The 1,279-nt window shown below is 73.1% G+C and carries 1 protein-coding gene; it reads right to left on the minus strand.

The window, feature by feature from the left end; translation table 11 throughout:
- A partial coding sequence (locus tag DBR36_RS18000; RefSeq protein WP_219927682.1) for a hypothetical protein occupies positions 1-1,279 on the minus strand: 1,279 nt, incomplete at both ends.

Here is a 1,279-nt window from a genome sequence, read left to right on the forward strand (position 1 = left end):
GTGGTGGGACGAGCTGCTGCGTCTGCGCCGGCGAGGCGAAGCGTTCCTGCCAGCGGTACCCCGGCGGCAGGTGCGGGGTCGTGGCGGCGTCCTGCTCGTCTCGCGCCACCCGCCATACCGCCGTGTAGACGCCGGGGCCGGGGAGGGCCGGAGATGTCACCGTGTAGGTGCCCGCACCCGTGCCGGGATCCGTGCGCAGCTCGAGCGTCGCCACGGGTTTCAGTCCCGCCGGGACCTGCGGCGCCTCGGCCGGGAAGGAGCCGGTCCGGTAGACGTCCGCGGTCGCGCGGATGACGACGAGCGATCCGTCCTCGCGACGGGGCCAGACTCCCTCGGATGCCGAGATCGAGACCTCGTCGATGAAGGCGCCGCCGTCGATCGTCGCTGTCGTGGCGATGCGGGGCGAGAAGCGCACGGGACGCGGGGTCGCATCGATCGCGGAGAGGGTGAAGCGGGTCGGTTCGCCCGGACCAGCGGATTCCTGCTGTCCGGGAGTCGAGTAGTACCGGACGGCCGCCGAACGCAGAACGAAGTCCCCCGCGGCCCTGACCGTGTACGGGCGCCCCTCGCCCGTCGCGGGCGGAGCTGCGATGATCTCGAACACCCCGCCGCCGCGCACGTCGCGGCGCTCGGCGCTGCCGCTGTCGGCGAAGACGGCGCCCTCAAGGCGCAGGGTGCCCGTCGCCGCCGCGTCGACGTCGACCGAGAGGGCTCCACGGGTCGGGTCGTCCGCTCGGGTGGTGAGTGACAGGGTGCCCCCGGGGCGCGGAACGGGCACGGCCTGGGCCTCGGCGAGGTACCGCAGGGCGCGTTCCTGGATGGCTGCGCTGTTCTCGGGGCTGGCGCGCTGCATGATGTGGTTGATGGCGCCGGCGAGGTCGTTGCCGGTGTATCCCCACGAGTGCAGGGTGGTGTCGAGGTCGGCGATCGCCTTGACGGCCCAGCCGACGCTCGCCGCCTGGACGGGGTCGTCGGTCTGACCGTAGGTGGTCACCAGGTGGTTGATCGAGACGAGCTGCTGAGGGCTGAGCCCGTTGACCGTCGCGGACGTGCCGTGGTCGGTCGTGGGTCCGACGGCCACGGGCAGCCCGGGATGGATGCAGTAGGTGTGCACGTCGCCCACCTTCATCGATCCGTGCCAGCCGGTGCGAGAGAGGGCGGCCCAGGTGCCGAAACCGGTGCCGCGATCGGCGGCGTGCGCGGAAGGGGCGAGGGCGATGCCGCCGAGGAGCACGGCGAAAGCCGCGATCGCGGCGAGGACGCGTCGGCGGGGCGGGGG

Source organism: Microbacterium sp. HMWF026 (assembly GCF_003061325.1).
In the GTDB taxonomy this organism is placed as follows: Bacteria; Actinomycetota; Actinomycetes; order Actinomycetales; family Microbacteriaceae; genus Microbacterium; species Microbacterium testaceum_E.